Origin of the sequence: Dysgonomonas massiliensis, assembly GCF_900240225.1 — a bacterium.
In the GTDB taxonomy this organism is placed as follows: domain Bacteria; phylum Bacteroidota; class Bacteroidia; order Bacteroidales; family Dysgonomonadaceae; genus Dysgonomonas; species Dysgonomonas massiliensis.
The window spans coordinates 41,557-60,453 of the sequence record NZ_OEPV01000009.1; the positions used below are offsets into that span (position 1 = coordinate 41,557).

Consider the following 18,897-nt stretch of genomic DNA (forward strand, 5'->3'; position numbering starts at 1 on the left):
TTAACAGATAAAATGAAAAAAACTATTTTAATATTTGTTATAGCGCTATCAAGTTTGTATCTATCTGCTCAGAACAACATAGATCCGATAGATTATGTCAACATTCTGGTGGGGACACAATCAAAACATTCTTTATCAACAGGGAATACTTATCCGGCTATTGCGCGTCCATGGGGAATGAATTTTTGGACACCGCAAACCGGAAAGATGGGGAATGGCTGGACTTATGATTATACGGCAGATAAAATCAGAGGATTTAAGCAAACGCATCAACCTAGTCCATGGATAAATGATTATGGGCAATTTTCGATAATGCCGATAACACAGAAATTGATATTCGATGAGGATGAGCGTGCCAGTTGGTTTTCGCACAAAGCCGAAATTGCAAAACCGTATTATTACAAAGTGTATCTTGCCGATCATGATGTTGTTACCGAGATGACACCTACATCCAGAGCTGCAATGTTTCGTTTCACATTTCCCCAACGAGAGAAATCGTATATCGTTGTTGATGCCTTCGATGATGAATCTTATGTAAAGATTATTCCTGAAGAGAATAAGATTATCGGTTATACAACCAAAAACTCAGGAGGTGTTCCCGATAACTTCAAGAATTACTTTGTAGTACAATTTGATAAACTTTTTACCTATAAAGCTGCTGTTTCGGAAGGAAATATACAGAGCGATGTTTTGGAACAAAGTAGTAAACATGCCGGAGCTATTATCGGATTTACAACCCAACGAGGCGAAAAAGTACATGCGCGCATAGCATCTTCTTTTATCAGCATCGAACAAGCCGAACTAAATCTGAAAGAATTAGGGAATAAATCATTTGAGCAAGTAACACAAGAAGGTCGTGATGAATGGAACAATGTATTGGGTAGAATTAAGGTAGAAGATGACAACATAGATAATCTAAGAACATTTTACTCTTGTTTCTATCGCTCAGTGCTATTCCCTCGTAGTTTTTATGAGTACAATGCAAAAGGAGATATAGTACATTACAGTCCATACAGTGGAGAAGTTTTACCTGGCTATATGTTTACCGATACTGGTTTCTGGGATACATTCCGATGTCTTTTCCCTTTTTTGAATCTAGTCTATCCTTCGATGAATGAGAAAATGCAAGAAGGGCTTGTTAATGCTTACAAAGAAAGTGGCTTTTTGCCCGAATGGGCTAGTCCAGGACATAGACACAGTATGGTTGGTAATAACTCAGCTTCGATTGTCACAGATGCTCACATCAAGGGATTGCAAGGATATGATATTGAAACTTTATGGCATGCCGTAATTCATGGTGCTAATTCTGTCCATCCTAATGTTCCCTCAACTGGACGTTTAGGATTCGACTATTACAACAAATTGGGGTATGTACCTTGCGATGTAGGTATTCATGAAAATGCTGCACGTACATTGGAGTATGCATACAATGATTGGTGTATTTATCAGTTGGGTAAAAAACTAGGTAAACCTCGGAAAGAAATCGATATATATGCTAGACGTGCAATGAACTATAAGAATCTGTATGATCCGGCTCATAAATTGATGAGGGGTAAAAATGAAGATGGAAAATTTCAATCGCCCTTCAACCCTTTGAAGTGGGGTGATGCCTTTACTGAAGGGAACTCATGGCATTATACATGGTCTGTATTTCATGATCCTCAAGGTTTAATTGATCTCATGGGGGGAAAAAGAGAGTTTAATCTGATGATGGACTCTGTATTTAGTGTCCCTCCTCTATTTGATGAGAGTTATTATGGATCTATAATTCACGAAATACGTGAAATGCAAATAATGAATATGGGAAATTATGCACATGGTAATCAGCCAATTCAACATATGGTGTATCTTTATAACTACTCGGGAGAACCATGGAAAGCCCAATTTTGGGCACGAGAAATAATGGAGCGTTTATACAGTGCAACACCTGACGGTTACTGTGGTGATGAAGATAATGGACAAACTTCAGCATGGTATGTGTTTTCTGCTTTAGGGATGTATACTGTATCTCCGGGGAGCAAAGAGTATATTATAGGATCACCATTGTTTAAGAAAATTACATTGAATCTAGAAAATGGTAATAACATTATGATTAGCTCAGAAAACAACAATCAAAATAACAGGTATATAAATAGAATGAAAGTAAACAATAATGTTTACACTAAAAACTATGTAACGCACGACCAACTTATTGATGGAGTTGATATAAGCTTTGAGATGTCAGATATACCAAATAAAGAGAGAGGGGTAATGGAATCTGATGCTCCTTATTCATTCTCTAATGATCTGAAGATAAATAATCCGAAACTATGGAAGGAAATTAACAAGAAAAAGTAAAACAACAAAATATGAAAAAAAATATTACAATAAGTATAGCATCTTTTTTATTACTTATAGGAGGTAATACTATTAAGGCTTCAAAACAAATCGACTTTTCTTTACAAGCAGATAATACTGTTATAAACAAAGATAAATACATATCTCAAAGACCTAAAGTATCGGATCGACTTTTCGTCTCTCAAGCTATAGAGAAAGAGATCAAACGTGTCAAAGGTCAACTGAAAAATGCAAAACTTGCCTGGATGTTTGAAAATTGCTTTCCAAATACACTGGATACAACTGTTCGCTTCGAAACGAAAGATGGTAAGCCTGACACAAGTGTTTATACGGGAGATATCCATGCTATGTGGCTGCGCGATTCGGGAGCACAAGTTTGGGCATATGTTCAATTTGCAAATGATGACTCAAAGTTGAAACAAATGCTTGCAGGAACAATACTTCGTCAGTTCAACTCTATAAACCTTGATCCGTATGCTAATGCATTTTATACAGATAGAAACGAAACAGGTCATTGGATTGATGATATCACAGATATGAAACCGGGGGTACATGAGCGTAAATGGGAAATAGATTCACATTGTTATCCTATACGTTTGGCTCACCAATACTGGAAAACAACAAACGATACAAGTATATTCGGAGAGGAATGGCTGCAAGCGATACGAAATGTACTAAAAACGTTCAGAGAGCAACAACGTAAAGAAGGAATAGGACCTTATACTTTTCAACGAAAATCGGAGCGCGCATTGGATACTTTAAATAATGATGGAAAAGGAGCGCCAGTCAAACCTGTCGGCCTTATTGTATCTTCATTCCGTCCTTCGGACGATGCTACAACTTTACAATTCTTAGTACCATCTAACTTTTTCGCAGTAACATCCCTTCGAAAAGCGGCAGAAATACTTACGACAGTAAATAATAGAACAGATATAGCCAAAGAGTGTACTGACTTGGCTAACGAAGTCGAAGCAGCATTAAAAGAATATGCTGTATATGATCATCCAAAATATGGACAGATATATGCTTTTGAAGTAGATGGCTTTGGGAATCACTTGTTAATGGATGACGCTAATGTCCCTAGTCTTTTGGCAATGCCATATTTAGGAGATATTGACATAAATGATCCTATATATCAAAATACTCGCCGTTTTGTTTGGAGTGAAGATAATCCTTATTTTTTCAGAGGAAAAGATGGAGAAGGAATAGGTGGTCCACATATTGGTTACGATATGGCATGGCCTATGAGTATTATGATGAAAGCATTTACTAGCCAAAATGATGCTGAGATAAAATGGTGTATCGAAATGCTAATGCAAACCGATGCTGATACTGGTTTTATGCACGAATCCTTTAATGTAAATAATCACTACGATTTCACACGTGCATGGTTTGCTTGGCAAAATACATTATTTGGAGAATTGATAATCAAACTCGTAAATGAAGGAAAAATTAAATTGTTAAATGATATAAAGTAGGAAAGGGAATGAATAATTCTATAAAAAAAATTATTGCCATAGCCATACTCTTTTCCGCTATTATCAATAATTATGTCTATTCTCAAAAAGAGCCACAGTATAAAGAGCCACAGTATAATATATTATTAACCGGAGCTTCATTTGCTTCTTCAGACAATGGTTGGTTCGAACTCGGTTGTCAAATACTGGGAGCAAATCCAATAAATAGAGCTATAGGAGGTGAAGCTATAGCTGATGCAGCCAATCGGATGGCTAATGGTTCCTTATATATCTCTAAAGAGCTTGAAGATATAGATGTTTTTGTAATCATGCATGTACATAATAAAGATGTGGCTGATGAATCAAATCTGTGTAATAACTATTCTGATTATAAAATACCTTTTGATAGAACTGATTATGCGGCAGCGTATGATTATGTGATAAAGAAATATATAAGTGAGTGCTATGAATTGAGGGATAATCCGGAATCAAAATACTACAAATCTAAATTTGGAAAACCTGTTTCTATTATTCTTTGTACTGACTGGCATGATGCGAGAACCACTTACAATACATCGGTACGAAAACTAGCAGAAAAATGGGGTTTCCCCTTAATAGAGTTTGATAAGAATATTGGCTTTTCTCGGAAGACCAAACATCCAAAATCAGGAAACCAAACCAGCTTGTTGTATTCATCAGACACACAAAATATTAACGGGATAGTATATGGCTGGCATCCTGAACGAGGTGTTGACAAACACATACAACAGCGTATGGCTGCAATATTTGCACATACAGTTAAAAAGATAAGTATTAAATGAAACTTCGGTTTAACTTTTTATCTGACTCCATGGTGAAAATTGGTGGAAAATAAAAAAATCACTACATTTATTCCATAAAATCGCCAGCAAAACGCCGAATTAGAATTAAGGTGAAATAGGTGGAGTTTGGAGGAAGGAGCTTTGATATTCTTGTATATATAAGACTTCAAAGAAATAGCTCGAGCCCCAGCGGGATCACTTGAAAAGAAAAGGTCGTCAATTTGACGACCTTTTTTGTTTGTGAAATTTATTTCTTGTTTTGACTCAAAAATAGTTTGAATAATTATTTGTGACCTATTGACATTCGCAATCTTTCTCTATCAAAGTATTACTTCTATTTACTTCAGGGGAATCCTCTAAAAAAACAATAATAATTGTATCACCTACGATTAATTTATCATTTAACCAAGTCTTTCCTTCTGTTTTTCTATCGTTGTTGGATTTTCCTTCATATAATGCTCCGTTATAAAGAAATTTATATTTGGATACGACATCACCTTTCTTACCGAGCCTATACCTGTCGTAAACAATTGCTTCAGTGCATGTACCCTCTCTTCTTAATAAAGAATTGATATAAGTTTCATATCCGCCCTTCCCTATTATATACAGAATAACAGTTGCACATAGCGCATATCCTACATAGTCCATTAGAGATTTAGGTTTATTTGTATGTCGCTTTTTCTTTTTGCCCATTTTAATAAAACCGTTTGTAAAGTAAATAATTTCTTCAACTTCATTATAGATTTAAATATACTTTTTTAACAAATACAAGTTATCTTTACTCCCAAAAATCAGTTTCAGGAATTATAGCATGCTCTTTTATATATTGCTTTCCTTTTTTATAGCCATAAATATTTTTGATTGTCATAGGAGTTGATACTTGAAAGACATGAATTTTTAAACGTCCTTTTCTGTCATATTCATATCTTTCGTAGTAAGGAATGATGAAATGTTCTTCCTTCCGAGGACAAGCATATTGATATTGTATTCTATATACAAGTAGTCCTTTTTTATTGTAAAAATCTATAAATTCGAATTTTCCACAATCATTTTCTATAAAAATAAGCTGTTTTTTGAGAAGTTTTTCCGTCTCTAAAGAAAAGTATGATATGATAATTGAGTCAGTCTTATAAATAGTATCTATTCGACACCCTTCATCTTTAAGCTTTTTATCGTAATACTCCTGAAAAGCTTTATGTTTCTCAAAGTATCTGCTCCATTTTGGATGCATCTCTTGAGAATAAATGTTTAAAATAGGATATAAACTAAAAATAAGTATGAGGAATATATGTTGTTTCATAATAGTTAGGTTCACTCCCTAAATATACACTTTTAACTGATATAATTTATTCAAATCTTCTATAAATTGGTTTGAGAACAGTCGCAGAGGGATCACTTGAAAAGAAAAGGTCGTCAAATTGGCGACCTTTTTTTGTTATATTTGCTATTTGTCTTCATATAGTGAACTATGGAATTTAGATTTAATAATTTATTTTACCATTGGGATTCCGATGATATTTTGCATATGTGTTTTGATTCATCAAAAACAGAGGATGTGTTGTGTCTTAATGGAGCAAAAGTATATATTGATAGCAGACTGAAAAAAGAGATTGTTTTTCCAAAGTGGAATAAGCGTGAAATACCAAATATAGTTTCAGAAGATAGGGTTGTTATGGAAATAAGGCAAAATGAAATGTTGCAGACTTATTTTCTTTTAAAAAATGGCATTATCAACAAAAGTCATGACCAAGGAGATACCGAAAAGGGATTTGTTTACATATTTGATATATACGAACCCAGTAGTGTAGATTATCAAGACTATATTCTTGAAGAATACAATGAATCAGAAGTCCTGAAAATTGATTTCATTTGATCGAATTTATTCAAATTTCCAACAAAATGGTTTTAAGACAATAGTAGAGAATTCGCAGGAAAATAGAAAAGATCGTCATTTTGGCGATTTTTTTATTATCTTGATTTTTATAAAAGCCAAAGTAAATAATTTATGCCTCCTTATTACGACATCTACGGAATCTCACAAAAACGAGATAAAGAAACAATTGAAAGATTTCTTGACTTTTTCGCGGAACGAGAAATGATTGAAAATAGAGAAGATCAAGAGATATATGTAATGAATAATGAAAAATATGGAACGAAAGAAGTTCTTATTTCAATCAATACTTTGTCGGAAGTCATTGAATACGGAGTAAATAATCAGGATAGTGGTTTCGTCTTTTATATTGGAGATTATTTAAAAGATGTAGATCATATTATTTTAAAATTTACTTATGACAGAAAAATAATATTTGGAATATCAGTAGAAGAAAAAATATTTAGAAATAATCAATTAATTGATAATTATACAAAGGCGAAAAAAGTAGAAGACTTGATTTTACAATTAACATCTGCATATAAAACATCTATTCAATTCGAATTTCCACCAGCAGATGATGAGGAAGAGTTTGATGAATCTATGGAGATGTGGAGAAATATGAATGAGTCTAAAAAGATAGGTTTCCATCAATAGTTATTTCTTTTAGCTGATATAGTTTATTTATACCCTTTAAAATTGGTTTGAAAACAGTTGTAGAGGATTCTTTGAAAAATAAAAGGCAGTCAGTAAGGAGACTCTTTGTAGATTCAAAAAGAGATTGATTATTATAAGAAAATTATTTATTACTTTAGGCTGTAAATAGACTTTAATGCTTATGAGAAATTTCATTATTCTTATCTCTATCTTATTATTTATTAGTTGTGCTGCTGTTGGAACAAAAACTATTTATAGTACAAATACACGGCCATCAGTGCAAAGAATAGGATATTTTACACTCGGTAATATCGACACTTTGTCTATGATTTATCCAGAAACCTCATTAGCCTTTGATTCTACAATAAGCAAATACGCTAATATCTATTCGTTAGATATACCCATGAAAATTAAGTATACTGAAGATAGTCAAATAAACAACGATATAATATCAGAAATATGCAGACAAAATAATTTAGATGCACTGCTAATTACTGATTTGCGATTTATACATACCACATATACTGCTTTTTTTGTACCTATTGTATCGAATTACGATACTGAGGTTGAGATGCAATTGTATGATCAGGATGGTAAGCTGTTGTATGCAACTATGCATAACACTTACAAAGGAAATTCTTACATGATGAGTCCATCAGCTGAAAAAACAATACATGATGGTGTAAAAGGAGCTTTTGTCAGAATCGCAAAAGAGATAGGTTGGAAAGTTCAAACTAAATGAAAATTACTGACATTCCCCAGATAAGAGTATAAATTATTATAAGTGAAGTAGTCACTATTCAATCTGATAGTTATTAATAGACACTACTTGTAAATAATTAATAATGTTTCATTTATATTTTTTTTATAACTCTTTTGTTTGAATCCTCCCATTCTTGGGATAAAGTATATGATGTAAGTTCTTTGTTTGGATAATTGCCGGTATGAGCCCAGATCTCCAGATTATCAATTATTCCATCTTTGAGATGAAGAATTGCTTCTGCTTCGATATCTTCACTCTCTATTTTAACCTTATCAAAAACAATATTCTTATCCAACTTGTATTTGATTATTTTCTCAGTATCGGTCTGTGAGAATGTGATAAAACATCCAGCTCCAGATGTGTATTCATAGTCTGAATTATCTGAAAGATATTTGATTTGATTTTTTATAAATAATGCATCTTCTTCTACATCAAGCAATAAGTCCAAAATATCCAATATGAATTGTGATCTAATCATTGTTTTATCCTATAAAAGTTAATTTTCTATGGATTCGTTGTATTTGAGGAGCGAATTGATGTAATCACTGTCAAAGCTAATCAGCCTAATATTCTTTTTTCTGAAAGTATAATATGCTGTATCCCATTCTCCGACGGGTGATATTGGCGTTAGAAATATTGATTTATTTGTTGAATCTAATATCTTGCCTATCCAGCATTTATTCTCGTCTTTGTTGTCTATTTGGATTACAATTTGTTTTTCGAATATGTATTTAAATAACATTTCTGTTGTGAGAGGAATATTCATATCTAATGAATATGATGTTTTCTTATTGGCTATGAGTACATTCTCTGTAAAAATAGCTTTGTCATCTCTATTTACTTTACTTACATAGCTTTTGTTTATGAGCATATATCCATCAATCATGTAGTCTGTAAATAAGTGACGAATGAGATACCATTCTTCGTCTTCCTCAATGAGAAATCCAAATTCTTCCTGTTTCCGATCTTTAATCTTAAATGAGTAAAATTTGTTCTTTTCTAATTTCATACTACTGGATTTAATGTTTAAATATACTCTTTTATTTCGTGTAACTTATTTAAATATCATATAAAAAAAGGTCGTCCTACTGACGACCTTTCTCTTTTATTATTTGAACAGTATTTGACTGAATCGGTATAGATTCTCCCTCCATACCGGCCAGGTGTGTCCGCCAGGATAGTCGTAATAGCTGTATTTGATGCCAATTCTGTCAAATTCCATTTTCATCTTTTGGCAGTTATCATAGGCTATATCTTCCTTGTCGCCCATTGTGAGGAATAGTGACTTCAGATTCTGGTTGATGAGATCCTTGTTTTCCGCTAGATAATCATACATCGCCGAGTTATTGGATTGTGCGAACCAACCAGAAGAGAATACGCCTAGCCAAGCGAACTTGTCCGTATTGGGCAGCCCGGTATTCAGCGTCTGAATACCTCCCATTGACAATCCTGCAAGAGCTCTATTAGCAGGGTCGGTCAATGCGCGGTAATTCTTTTCGACGAAAGGAATGATGTTTTGTAACAACTCCATACTGAAAGCATCTTTACCCAATGGACGGCCGAAATTCATGCCTCCGACATTGCCGTTGGACATAACAACAATCATCTCACGTGCTTTTCCTTCGGCTATCAAGTTGTCTAGAATGATGTCCGTATGTCCTTGTTGCGCCCATCCACGTTCATCTTCTCCGCCTCCATGCTGGATGTAGAGCACTGGATATTTTTTTGTATTGTCCTTATCATAGCTCGGTGGCGTATAGATAAACATGTGTCGCCAAGACTTTGTCAAATCCGAGTAGTAACGTTGTGAGCGAATCGCACCGTGCGGCACGTCTTTCACCTGATAGAATTCGTCTCCGTCGAAAGGAATCTCAATGCCTGAAGCCATTCTTCCCATACCATAGAAGGTCTCACTGGCCGGATCGGCCACCGCTACACCATCAATCAAGATCGAGTAATAGTGGAAGCCGGGACCTAGCGGTTCGGTGGTGCAAGTCCATACGCCTTCAGCACTGCGTTGCATGTCGTACTTCTTGCCCAAATCTACTTGAACCTGTTTGGCTTCAGGAGCAATGATACGGAACTTTACCCGTTTGTCCTGAAGAATAGCGGGGAAGGATGCGTTAGGCACGTTTGTCGTGGCGGGGATAGCTACAACAGAAACGGCTTTATCTGTAGGATAATCCAGTAGTCGTAGCATAGTCTGTGCATATCGCTCACCAAGCATGCGGTACCCCATAGCATTGAAGTGCAGATTGTCAAACGCCTGAGGACAGCCTTGCGAAGATATGACATGGGCTGTAGGAATTACTGCAGGCAATTTATTTATTAATGCATTATGAGCTGCACATATGCCTCCCTGGTCGGCATGAACCACTTCGCCTGCAAGCAATGGAATGGAATTAGGTTTCAGCTTGAGGTCTTTCAGTATATTGTCATAGACTGACTTTACCTTCATAGGCCATGCTTCCTCGCCATTGTTCGATTCGCCTTGATGCAGTAGGATTCCCTTGATAACTCCATCCTTCTGAGCCAGCTTTGCCAACTCAATCAGACGTTCGTACGGATTGCCACCGTAGGCTTCGATGGGAGAACGCATCCATTCGGGAGCATCCTTTATATACGATTTGCAGTTTTTCTTGTCGAATAGTTCGATTTTGCAGCCACCCACAGCTACCATGACTACCCCTATGCGAACATCTTCCGGTAGGTTTGCCGCGAGGGTGCGGCCAAAATAATCGGCAGGTGTCAAGCCGGTATTACAGCGAGCTAATGGAGGAATAGCTGTATACCACTGTCCTTTCTCCCTTTGCAAATCCGGACAGTCTACGGCTGCCATCATTTGGAAACGTGCATTTACATCCTCCTTATCTTGTGGCTCAATACGAGCATTTCCTTCCATATTCGATTGCCCAAGGCAAAGGTAGATATGGAAATTCTTGTCTTGTGCATTCATTACGCTGCTGCACAACCATAGGGCGACAAGAAACAGCAAATAGTTTCTTTTCATACTAATTTGATATTATTTTATATACTTGCGGACAAAAGCTTCTACCTTGTCGAACATCAGTGGTGTCCAGAACTGCCATGAGCCGTGGTCGGCATCCTTGAGGGCATAATACTCGAAAATTTTCCCGTTTTCTGCGAGGGAGTGCGCCATCAGATCGGTCTGCACGAAAGGTACCACTCTGTCTTTCATGCCTGCTGCAAGCAGCACGGGTGGTATGGGTATCTCTTTCTTCACATAGTAGTTGGGGCTTGCTTTACGTGCTAGATCCATGTTCTCCGAAATGTCTCTGTTGCCAATTAAATGCCCTTCCGGACTACTTGCCTCGCCCTTACTTATTGCGTGAGGGGCATCTTTCAATACCGATAAATCAGTAGGTGGATAATAAGCTACGATTGCATTGACAGTACATGGTATATCCGGAAAGTCAGGATCATCCAGCTCCGGATTGTTGGATGTGATTCCTGCAAACAATGAGGTGTGCCCACCTGATGAATCACCCCATACGAACATATTGTTGGAATCAACGCTAAAACGGTCAGCATTCTTTCGTAGGAAGCGGATCGCGTTTTTTGTGTCAATCACCTGTGCAGGGAAGGGAGCGATACCCGAATGGCGGTATTCCATGATGGCAACCACGAAGCCGCGTTTGGCAAACTCCATCATGTTGGGAATGCCCATATAGACGTTTTGCTTGAACCATGCAGATCCGGGAATATAGACCATACAAGGCTTGGGATCCTTATCACCCGTATTTGGTATCAAGAGTTGCAGCGTCAGTTCGATATCGTTGCGCTTCTCATACGCGATGTCTTTCATATAGAAGACCGATGTCTCTGATTGTGCTACCTGCTCAACAATTTGAGCAGACTTTTCAGTTGGAAGCGTTTCTGGGATTTGAGTTGGCATGTTGGCAAACATATTTTGTGCACTTAGCGGCAAGGTCGCCGTACAGCAGATTGCAGCGATAAAACTTAGTAAATGTTTTTTCATAATGTTAGCATACTTAAGTTACTTTTTAAAATTGTGTCTTTATACTGCCTAGTCAGATGTGGATATATACCTTGAAAGATTAGGGCTCTAGGGGTACTATCTCGTTTGCAAGCTGACCATCATAAAGAGGAAGACGGAAATAGCTGCCGCGACAGCGGTTAGGAATTTTGTCTTCATAAAATTAGATCGTTAATAATATTCTACATCGAAGATATACCATAGTATTGCCATTCGTTTTCATAAATAGATAATTGATTTATGCTTTTAGATAAAATACGTATTTTCTTCGTTCTGAAAGGGTGTTCTATCTCTCAGATGATGAGGTTGATGGGCAACTTCCCTATATGCTATTTGAAAGTAACTGATAGTGGATGTCCGCATTATATCCAATAGTAGATGCCATCTTCACGCGATCAGATATCCTTACTATGCGGGAGGTATAGCGAATGTTAATCTGTCAATTTGATAATTTACTTCCGTGAGAAATTTCGGCTTTGATCCTTATTCTTATTTTACAAATAAGCACGTCACCTATATAGAGGAGTTTTACATTTTGTTCATCAATAGTTTTTCTTAATAAAATAATGATTTACGTGCTGGATCAAATATATACTGAATTGATTTTCTAGCAATAGAGCAGTCCATCATACTTATACTTGAGATGCTGTATATATCTATAATTTGAAAGAAAATATCTAAAAGTGAAATAGGTAAAATTATGGGAATCATATCTTTGCTACAGATCAAATACTATAACAAAAACTGTAAAACAAAGGCAACGCTCGCATCCGTCGTGGTAGTTACCATATCGAGTCTGGGTACTTGGGGACAGCTAGGCTTACTTGTATCACCTAATGGAAAGATAAATATGAGTATGGAACATTTCGTCAGTGAAACCTTCCCTTCTGTCTTTTATCGGTAGCCTGAATAATAAATGCCGTTAGTGTACTTCCAATATTAATGATGGATATACAGTTCTAAACTGATAATCTCTACGAAAGTGTCAAGTTTACTAAAATTTCCGAACCTTTTAAATATTAAATAATTATACGATGAAAAAATTATTCAAGTTTACTCTTTGTGCATTGGCATTTGCCATGGGTGCCAATACCGGGTCTGCACAAAACGACGGAGGGGGATTGAAGGATGCCTACAAGGATTACTTCTCTGTTGGTGTGGCTGTCAACATGCGTAATATCTCAACTCCTGAACAGATTGCTATCATCAAAAAAGACTTCAACAGCATTACGGCGGAAAATGACATGAAGCCGGAACTCATTCAGCCTACTCGTGGAGAGTTCAATTGGGAGAATGCCGATAAAATTGCGGATTTCTGCCGCAGTAACGGCATCAAGCTTCGAGGTCATTGTCTTATGTGGCACTCCCAGATAGGAAAATGGATGTATCAGGACGAAAAGGGAAACCTTGTATCGAAAGAAAAATTGTTTGAAAACATGAAACAGCACATCACGGCTATTGTGAAGCGTTATAAAGACGTGATCTATGCGTGGGATGTAGTGAACGAAGCCATTTCCGATGGTGTTCGCCAAGGAGGGTGGCCAGGTATGGATCAGCACTCAGGTCCGTACCGCAATTCGCCACTCTACAAGATAGCCGGTGATGAGTTCATCAAGAAAGCTTTCATCTATGCCCGTGAAGCCGATCCGGACGTGCTGCTTTTTTACAATGACTATAATGCGGCCGATCCGGGTAAACGCGACCGTATCTACAACATGGTGAAGTCCATGAAGGAAGAAGGAGTGCCTATTGACGGTATTGGTATGCAAGGGCACTACAACGTCTATGGTCCAAGCATGGAAGATGTAGATGCTGCCTTAACAAAATACTCTACTATAGTAAAGCATATCCATATCACCGAACTTGATATCCGTGCTAACGAGGAGATGGGCGGTCAGCTCAACTTTAGCCGTGATGGTGGTGACATCAGTCCGGTGGTGAAAACGCTTCAGGAAGATCAGTACTCACGCCTGTTCCGTGTTCTTCGCAAGCATAAGGATGTAGTGAAGAATGTTACCTTCTGGAATTTGTCTGATCGCGATTCTTGGCTTGGTGTTCGCAACTATCCGCTTCCTTACGATGAGAATTATAAGCCAAAACCTGTTTATACTCTTATCAAAGATTTTGATCCGACTCGCGATAATGCTGTGATAAAAGAGGATTTTCGTCCTTCTACGCTCAATCAACCCGGACAAGAGTATCCTATGGTCAATTCGCAGGGATACGCCCGTTTTCGTGTAGTTGCTCCTGATGCCAAGTCGGTTATCGTCAGTCTTGGGCTGGGCGGTAGTGGTGGTACGGTTCTTCGCAAGGACAAGGAAGGTGTATGGGTAGGTACCACTGATGGTCCTATGGATGAGGGATTCCATTATTACCATCTAACTATTGACGGAGGAGTGTTTAACGATCCGGGTGCAAAGAATTATTATGGTTCATGTCGATGGGAAAGTGGTATTGAGATTCCGGCTCATGATGAGGATTTCTATGCTATGAAACAAGTGCCTCACGGAAATGTTCAGCAGGTTTATTTCTATTCCAAGAGTACAAATACTCATCGTCGTGCATTTGTTTATACACCACCTACTTATGGTAAGGATCAGAAAAAATATCCGGTTCTTTACCTGCAACACGGATGGGGAGAGGATGAGACAGCATGGTCTAATCAGGGGCATGCGAATCTGATTATGGACAACCTTATTGCCGAAGGCAAAATTGAGCCGTTCATCATCGTGATGACATATGGTATGACGAATGAAATAAAGTTCGGAACTCTGAACGAATTTACGGCCGAAGAATTTGAAACGGTATTGGTGGACGAACTGATACCTTATATAGATAGTAATTTCCGTACAATGGCCGATAAGAAGTATCGTGCTATGGCGGGACTTTCGATGGGTGGATTTGAGACGAAACTGATTACTTTGCGTCGTCCGGAGGTATTCAACTACTACGGACTACTGAGCGGTGGTACTTATGCACCGAGTGATATCAAGGATAAGAATCAAGTGGCATCTATTTTTATCAGTTGCGGTAGTAAGGAGAATCCAGATGGTGTGACTAAGGCTGTTGAGAAGCTAAAGGCTGCCGGTTTTAAAGCAACATCTTACGTTTCTCCCGACACGGCTCATGAGTTTCTGACCTGGCGCAGAAGTTTATATCATATGGCACAACAATTATTCAAATAGGTTATCTGCTAACAGCATGAAATTAATTATTTTGAAGATAAAATTCTGAGACGCTAAAACTCATTGATCGGAATTATATGACTCCTCAGCATGGTATACGTTACTTAATGCTGAGGAGTCTTTTTTTATTTTCCCGTTTTCATAGAAATCTTTCTGAATATTAATGAAAACTGAATCAGGAAAAGGCTGCTATTAGTACCCATTCTGAAGAGAATGTAGTACTTGCAGACTGATAGAAAATAATTATTGGTTAGGTATGATAGATGACATTCATGCTTATAAGATTATACAGAATATGCTTCATCTTTTACCTAAGACAGTTATTCGGAAATCTATTGTTTCAAATCAGATAATTCCTCATATCCTATTCTCTTTATTACGTTTACGAACATCTCAGTCCGGCGGAATTTGTTGACTGAGGCGTTGCGTGTGATGGCATGGGCTAGCATTATCATAGAGTAAAATGCAGTCGTTTTATAATTTTAGATACGCATTTTTAATTTTAGATATATTATTCGTTATGTCTAATAGTGGAAAACAAATGTTTATTTTTTAAACTATGCCATTGTCCTTCGCCGTTACATTTGTTATGTGGGTCATAATTAATTTTTATTAATTCTTAAATCTAATATCAAAAAATGAAAAAAGTAAATAAGAAATCTCAGAAGATTCCTTTCTTGCTTATGCTAATGCTTTTTACATGTATATCAGCATCGGCACAATTTCAAGTTAAAGGTAAAATTGTTTCAGCTAATGATTCCGAGCCGATAATTGGTGTGGCTATTAAGGAAAATGGAACCAACAATGGTACTATTACCGATCTTGATGGTAATTACTCAATTAACCTACAGAGTGGCAATGCAACTCTTACAGTGTCTTATGTGGGTTACAATTCTCAGACTATTAAGGTCGATGGTCGCAATACTATCGACATCCGTATGGAAGAAAAGACGGAAATTCTCGACGAAGTGGTGGTAGTAGGTTATGGTATTCAAAAGAAGAGCGACCTAACAGGTGCTATTGCCTCAGTCAATGGAGATGATATTAAGAACCTTACAACAGTTGATGCCGCTGCTGCCCTTCAAGGTAAAGCTGCCGGTATTCAGATTTTGAATACATCTGGAGCTCCTGGCTCGGGTGCTTCAATTCGTGTTCGTGGTTATTCTTCAAATTCAGAAAACCTTGGTCCCCTATTGATTGTCGATGGTTTAAAGGTTGACAACATTCAGTACCTTGACCCTTCGATGATTGAATCTATAGAGGTTTTGAAAGATGCAGCTTCAGCAGCAATCTATGGTGCTCAGGCTGGTAATGGTGTTGTCCTCATTACCACAAAAACAGGTAATGGTGCTAATGGCCGTCCTAAAATAATATACTCTTTCAAGGCTATCAACCAGAGCCTAGGCAAGACACCTGAGTTATTTGGTGCAAAAGACTGGATCAAATATAAAGAATTGTCCGGTTATGATATGAAGACTCTTACCCAAAGCTATGGTGTTGATTACGACAATCCTCAAGAGACAGATTGGGTAAACGAAGTATTTGGTAGTAGCTGGGCGACTCAGCACTCTATTACATTTCAGGATGGTAATGACAAAGGTCATTTCTTCACATCTGTAAACTATATTAACAATGATGGTATTGTACGTGGTAAGAAAGATACTTATACCCGTCTTACTGGTCAACTCAATGCTGATTATAAACTTTATGACTGGATTAAAGTAGGAACGAACACTTCTATTGAGAAATGGGCTACCCGAGACATTACGCATCAAAGTGCTTATGGTTCTATGCTGACACCTGCTCTTTTGCTGGATCCTCTGACTCCGGTATATTGGGACAGTGTTGATGATTTCACTACAAGTATGCAGGAACAATATGCCGTGAATCCTTCAACTATTCTTGTCGCTCCGAATGGCAAGTACTATGCTACTTCAAAGTTCCAGATGGATGACAATGGTAACCCTTTGCTTCAGCGCGATCGTCGCCATGTGAAGAATTCCGGAATTACAGTTCGCGGAACAGCTTTCCTAGACCTTACTCCTATTGATGGTATTGTGATGACATCACGTCTTTCTTACCGTATTGGACAACATAATAGCCACGACTATGCTGAACCATATTATATGAATGGTCAGGCTAAAGCTACAGATTATTCTATTTCAGCTGCGGCTAACAATAGCCGATACTATCAGTGGGAAAACTTTGTAAACTTCAACAGAACATTCTTCGAAAAGCATAATATTGGTGCTATGGCCGGTATGTCATATACTGATTATGCTTCGGATAATGTATCGGCTTCGGCTACAGGTACAGGCGGCAATAAGATTCTTACCGGTGATGCTGACAACTTCAAATTTCTTGATTTTGTAAACTCAGCCGAAACTACAACAAAAAATATCAACAACTTGCCTTCTGATGTGAGAAGCCTTTCTTACTTTGGCCGTTTTCTATATGCTTATGACAACCGTTACAATTTGCAGTTTAACTACCGTGCCGACGCATTTGATACTTCCAAACTTCCTGCTGACAAACGTTGGGGTAAGTTCCCTTCAGTTGCCGTGGGTTGGAACATCAGCAATGAGAAATTTATCAAGGACAACATCAGCACCGATGCTCTTTCATTCTTGAAATTCCGTGCTTCTTGGGGACGCAACGGTAACGTCAACGTACTTGGTAATTACCCATATGTTTCGCCAATCAGTTACAACTCTGCTTGGTATCAGTATGGTGATAACCCTGCTTTGCATTATGGTTCTTACCCTTCTGGATTGGCTAATCCAAATCTGAAATGGGAAACATCAGAACAGTTAGACTTCGGTATGGACATGCGTTTCTTGAATAATCGCCTGGGAATTAGCCTTGACTATTATAATAAGGACACGAAGGATCTTCTCATATCCATCAACCCGGTTCCTGAGGTTTATACGAATTCGACTATAGTCAATGCCGGTAAAATCAACAACAGAGGATTTGAAGTAGAAGCTTCATGGAAAGATAATATTGGTGATCTTAAGTACAGTATTCATGGTAATTTATCTACTTTGAAGAATAAGGTTACTTATCTGTATGACGACATCACTCGTATTGACAGCAATCAAGGTGGTGTAGATGGTACAAACAATATGGTACGTAGTTCATTCGAAGAAGGACACTCTATCTGGTATTTCCGTGCATATGACTATGCAGGTGTAGACAAAGAGACCGGTTCACCTCTGTTCCGCAACCACGAAGGTAACATTGTTTCTTCTTCAGAGTTGACCGATCAGGACATGACCGATATAGGTAGTTCTATTCCTACACTTACTTATGGTTTGACTATTAATTTGGAATACAAAGGCATAGATTTAACAATCTTTGGTACTGGTGTAGCAGGTAATAAGATTTTCAATGTTCTTTATCGTCCTGATAGCCCAATGCGTAACTCTTTGAAGTATTACATGGACAATGCTTGGAGCGAAACCAACAAGAATGCTTCGATGCCGTCTGTTGCTAGTGTAGCTCAAGACCGTTTCTTCTGGAGCTCAAGTGCTTCAATGTTCAATGGCTCTTATTTCAAGATCAAACAGATTCAGCTAGGTTACACATTACCTAAAACATTTACTAAGAAAATGGCTGTTAAAGAACTTCGCTTCTTCGTTTCTTTGGATGACTTCTTTACTTTCTCTAGTTATCCTGGTATGGATCCGGAGACTGCAACGACTTCCAATAATGGTGGAGGTGGATATGATATTGGTACATATCCGACAATGAAGAAGTGTACATTTGGTGCAAGTATTGCGTTTTAAT

15 protein-coding genes are annotated in these 18,897 nt (G+C 37.5%); 9 read left to right on the plus strand and 6 right to left on the minus strand.

The genetic code is table 11. The features are described from left to right. Positions 1-12 precede the first annotated feature (12 nt). The 3 genes from C1A06_RS10265 to C1A06_RS10275 are packed head-to-tail and all read left to right on the plus strand — an operon-like array spanning position 13 to position 4,615. Positions 13-2,337, plus strand: coding sequence for a GH92 family glycosyl hydrolase (locus tag C1A06_RS10265; RefSeq protein WP_101690176.1), 2,325 nt, complete (start codon positions 13-15; stop codon positions 2,335-2,337). 11 nt (positions 2,338-2,348) lie between these two features. Beyond that, positions 2,349-3,815, plus strand: a complete 1,467-nt coding sequence (locus C1A06_RS10270; protein WP_101690177.1) for a glycoside hydrolase family 125 protein — start codon at positions 2,349-2,351, stop codon at positions 3,813-3,815. A gap of 8 nt (positions 3,816-3,823) precedes the next feature. After that, the gene (locus C1A06_RS10275) at positions 3,824-4,615 is read left to right on the plus strand and encodes a DUF5040 domain-containing protein (protein WP_101690178.1); all 792 of its coding nucleotides are present in this window, start codon (positions 3,824-3,826) and stop codon (positions 4,613-4,615) included. A gap of 294 nt (positions 4,616-4,909) precedes the next feature. Here the strand turns inward: C1A06_RS10275 and C1A06_RS10280 are convergent, their stop codons facing one another. Together C1A06_RS10280 and C1A06_RS10285 are read right to left on the minus strand one after the other, a co-directional pair. After that, positions 4,910-5,308 (minus strand): hypothetical protein, encoded by a 399-nt coding sequence (locus tag C1A06_RS10280; RefSeq protein ID WP_101690179.1) that lies wholly within the window; start codon positions 5,306-5,308, stop codon positions 4,910-4,912. Positions 5,309-5,393: 85 nt separating this feature from the next. Continuing rightward, positions 5,394-5,915 (minus strand): hypothetical protein, encoded by a 522-nt coding sequence (locus tag C1A06_RS10285; protein WP_145996380.1) that lies wholly within the window; start codon positions 5,913-5,915, stop codon positions 5,394-5,396. A 168-nt stretch (positions 5,916-6,083) separates the two neighbouring features. Here C1A06_RS10285 and C1A06_RS10290 point away from each other — a divergent pair, with 168 nt between their 5' ends. From C1A06_RS10290 to C1A06_RS10300, 3 genes are all read left to right on the plus strand, one after another. Next, positions 6,084-6,488, plus strand: coding sequence for a hypothetical protein (locus C1A06_RS10290; RefSeq protein WP_101690181.1), 405 nt, complete (start codon positions 6,084-6,086; stop codon positions 6,486-6,488). 132 nt (positions 6,489-6,620) lie between these two features. Then, positions 6,621-7,142, plus strand: a complete 522-nt coding sequence (locus tag C1A06_RS10295; RefSeq protein WP_101690182.1) for a hypothetical protein — start codon at positions 6,621-6,623, stop codon at positions 7,140-7,142. A 181-nt stretch (positions 7,143-7,323) separates the two neighbouring features. Next, positions 7,324-7,884 carry a hypothetical protein gene (locus tag C1A06_RS10300; protein ID WP_145996381.1) on the plus strand — a complete coding sequence of 187 codons (561 nt, stop codon included), beginning with the start codon at positions 7,324-7,326 and terminating at the stop codon, positions 7,882-7,884. Between the two features lie 112 nt (positions 7,885-7,996). Here C1A06_RS10300 and C1A06_RS10305 read toward each other — a convergent pair whose 3' ends face one another. The 4 genes from C1A06_RS10305 to C1A06_RS10320 all read right to left on the minus strand — a co-directional run bounded on the left by C1A06_RS10305 (position 7,997) and on the right by C1A06_RS10320 (position 11,905). Next, the gene (locus tag C1A06_RS10305; protein WP_101690184.1) at positions 7,997-8,383 is read right to left on the minus strand and encodes a hypothetical protein; all 387 of its coding nucleotides are present in this window, start codon (positions 8,381-8,383) and stop codon (positions 7,997-7,999) included. A gap of 18 nt (positions 8,384-8,401) precedes the next feature. After that, on the minus strand, positions 8,402-8,914 hold the full coding sequence (locus C1A06_RS10310; RefSeq protein WP_101690185.1) for a hypothetical protein: 513 nt from the start codon (positions 8,912-8,914) through the stop codon (positions 8,402-8,404). A gap of 99 nt (positions 8,915-9,013) precedes the next feature. After that, entirely contained in the window at positions 9,014-10,915 is a 1,902-nt protein-coding gene (locus C1A06_RS10315; RefSeq protein ID WP_101690186.1) for a sialate O-acetylesterase, read from the minus strand. A gap of 12 nt (positions 10,916-10,927) precedes the next feature. After that, positions 10,928-11,905, minus strand: coding sequence for an alpha/beta hydrolase (locus C1A06_RS10320; RefSeq protein ID WP_101690187.1), 978 nt, complete (start codon positions 11,903-11,905; stop codon positions 10,928-10,930). A 718-nt stretch (positions 11,906-12,623) separates the two neighbouring features. On the opposite strand from C1A06_RS10320, the gene C1A06_RS15005 reads away from it, so the two are divergent. The 3 genes from C1A06_RS15005 to C1A06_RS10330 all read left to right on the plus strand — a co-directional run bounded on the left by C1A06_RS15005 (position 12,624) and on the right by C1A06_RS10330 (position 18,896). Beyond that, positions 12,624-12,827: a hypothetical protein gene (locus C1A06_RS15005; RefSeq protein ID WP_145996382.1), complete on the plus strand. Its 204-nt coding sequence runs from the start codon at positions 12,624-12,626 to the stop codon at positions 12,825-12,827. A 130-nt stretch (positions 12,828-12,957) separates the two neighbouring features. Beyond that, positions 12,958-15,108, plus strand: coding sequence for a bifunctional endo-1,4-beta-xylanase/feruloyl esterase (gene xyn10D/fae1, locus C1A06_RS10325; RefSeq protein ID WP_101690188.1), 2,151 nt, complete (start codon positions 12,958-12,960; stop codon positions 15,106-15,108). A gap of 638 nt (positions 15,109-15,746) precedes the next feature. Then, positions 15,747-18,896: a SusC/RagA family TonB-linked outer membrane protein gene (locus C1A06_RS10330; RefSeq protein ID WP_101690189.1), complete on the plus strand. Its 3,150-nt coding sequence runs from the start codon at positions 15,747-15,749 to the stop codon at positions 18,894-18,896. Position 18,897: the final 1 nt, after the last annotated feature.

What these genes read in the sequence shown, in the direction of transcription:
- C1A06_RS10265 (WP_101690176.1), top strand. Translation starts at nt 13, where the DNA reads ATGAAAAAAACTATTTTAATATTTGTTATAGCGCTATCAAGTTTGTAT.
- C1A06_RS10270 (WP_101690177.1), top strand. Translation starts at nt 2,349, where the DNA reads ATGAAAAAAAATATTACAATAAGTATAGCATCTTTTTTATTACTTATA.
- C1A06_RS10275 (WP_101690178.1), top strand. Translation starts at nt 3,824, where the DNA reads ATGAATAATTCTATAAAAAAAATTATTGCCATAGCCATACTCTTTTCC.
- C1A06_RS10280 (WP_101690179.1), bottom strand. Translation starts at nt 5,308, where the DNA reads ATGGGCAAAAAGAAAAAGCGACATACAAATAAACCTAAATCTCTAATG.
- C1A06_RS10285 (WP_145996380.1), bottom strand. Translation starts at nt 5,915, where the DNA reads ATGAAACAACATATATTCCTCATACTTATTTTTAGTTTATATCCTATT.
- C1A06_RS10290 (WP_101690181.1), top strand. Translation starts at nt 6,084, where the DNA reads ATGGAATTTAGATTTAATAATTTATTTTACCATTGGGATTCCGATGAT.
- C1A06_RS10295 (WP_101690182.1), top strand. Translation starts at nt 6,621, where the DNA reads ATGCCTCCTTATTACGACATCTACGGAATCTCACAAAAACGAGATAAA.
- C1A06_RS10300 (WP_145996381.1), top strand. Translation starts at nt 7,324, where the DNA reads ATGAGAAATTTCATTATTCTTATCTCTATCTTATTATTTATTAGTTGT.
- C1A06_RS10305 (WP_101690184.1), bottom strand. Translation starts at nt 8,383, where the DNA reads ATGATTAGATCACAATTCATATTGGATATTTTGGACTTATTGCTTGAT.
- C1A06_RS10310 (WP_101690185.1), bottom strand. Translation starts at nt 8,914, where the DNA reads ATGAAATTAGAAAAGAACAAATTTTACTCATTTAAGATTAAAGATCGG.
- C1A06_RS10315 (WP_101690186.1), bottom strand. Translation starts at nt 10,915, where the DNA reads ATGAAAAGAAACTATTTGCTGTTTCTTGTCGCCCTATGGTTGTGCAGC.
- C1A06_RS10320 (WP_101690187.1), bottom strand. Translation starts at nt 11,905, where the DNA reads ATGAAAAAACATTTACTAAGTTTTATCGCTGCAATCTGCTGTACGGCG.
- C1A06_RS15005 (WP_145996382.1), top strand. Translation starts at nt 12,624, where the DNA reads ATGGGAATCATATCTTTGCTACAGATCAAATACTATAACAAAAACTGT.
- xyn10D/fae1 (WP_101690188.1), top strand. Translation starts at nt 12,958, where the DNA reads ATGAAAAAATTATTCAAGTTTACTCTTTGTGCATTGGCATTTGCCATG.
- C1A06_RS10330 (WP_101690189.1), top strand. Translation starts at nt 15,747, where the DNA reads ATGAAAAAAGTAAATAAGAAATCTCAGAAGATTCCTTTCTTGCTTATG.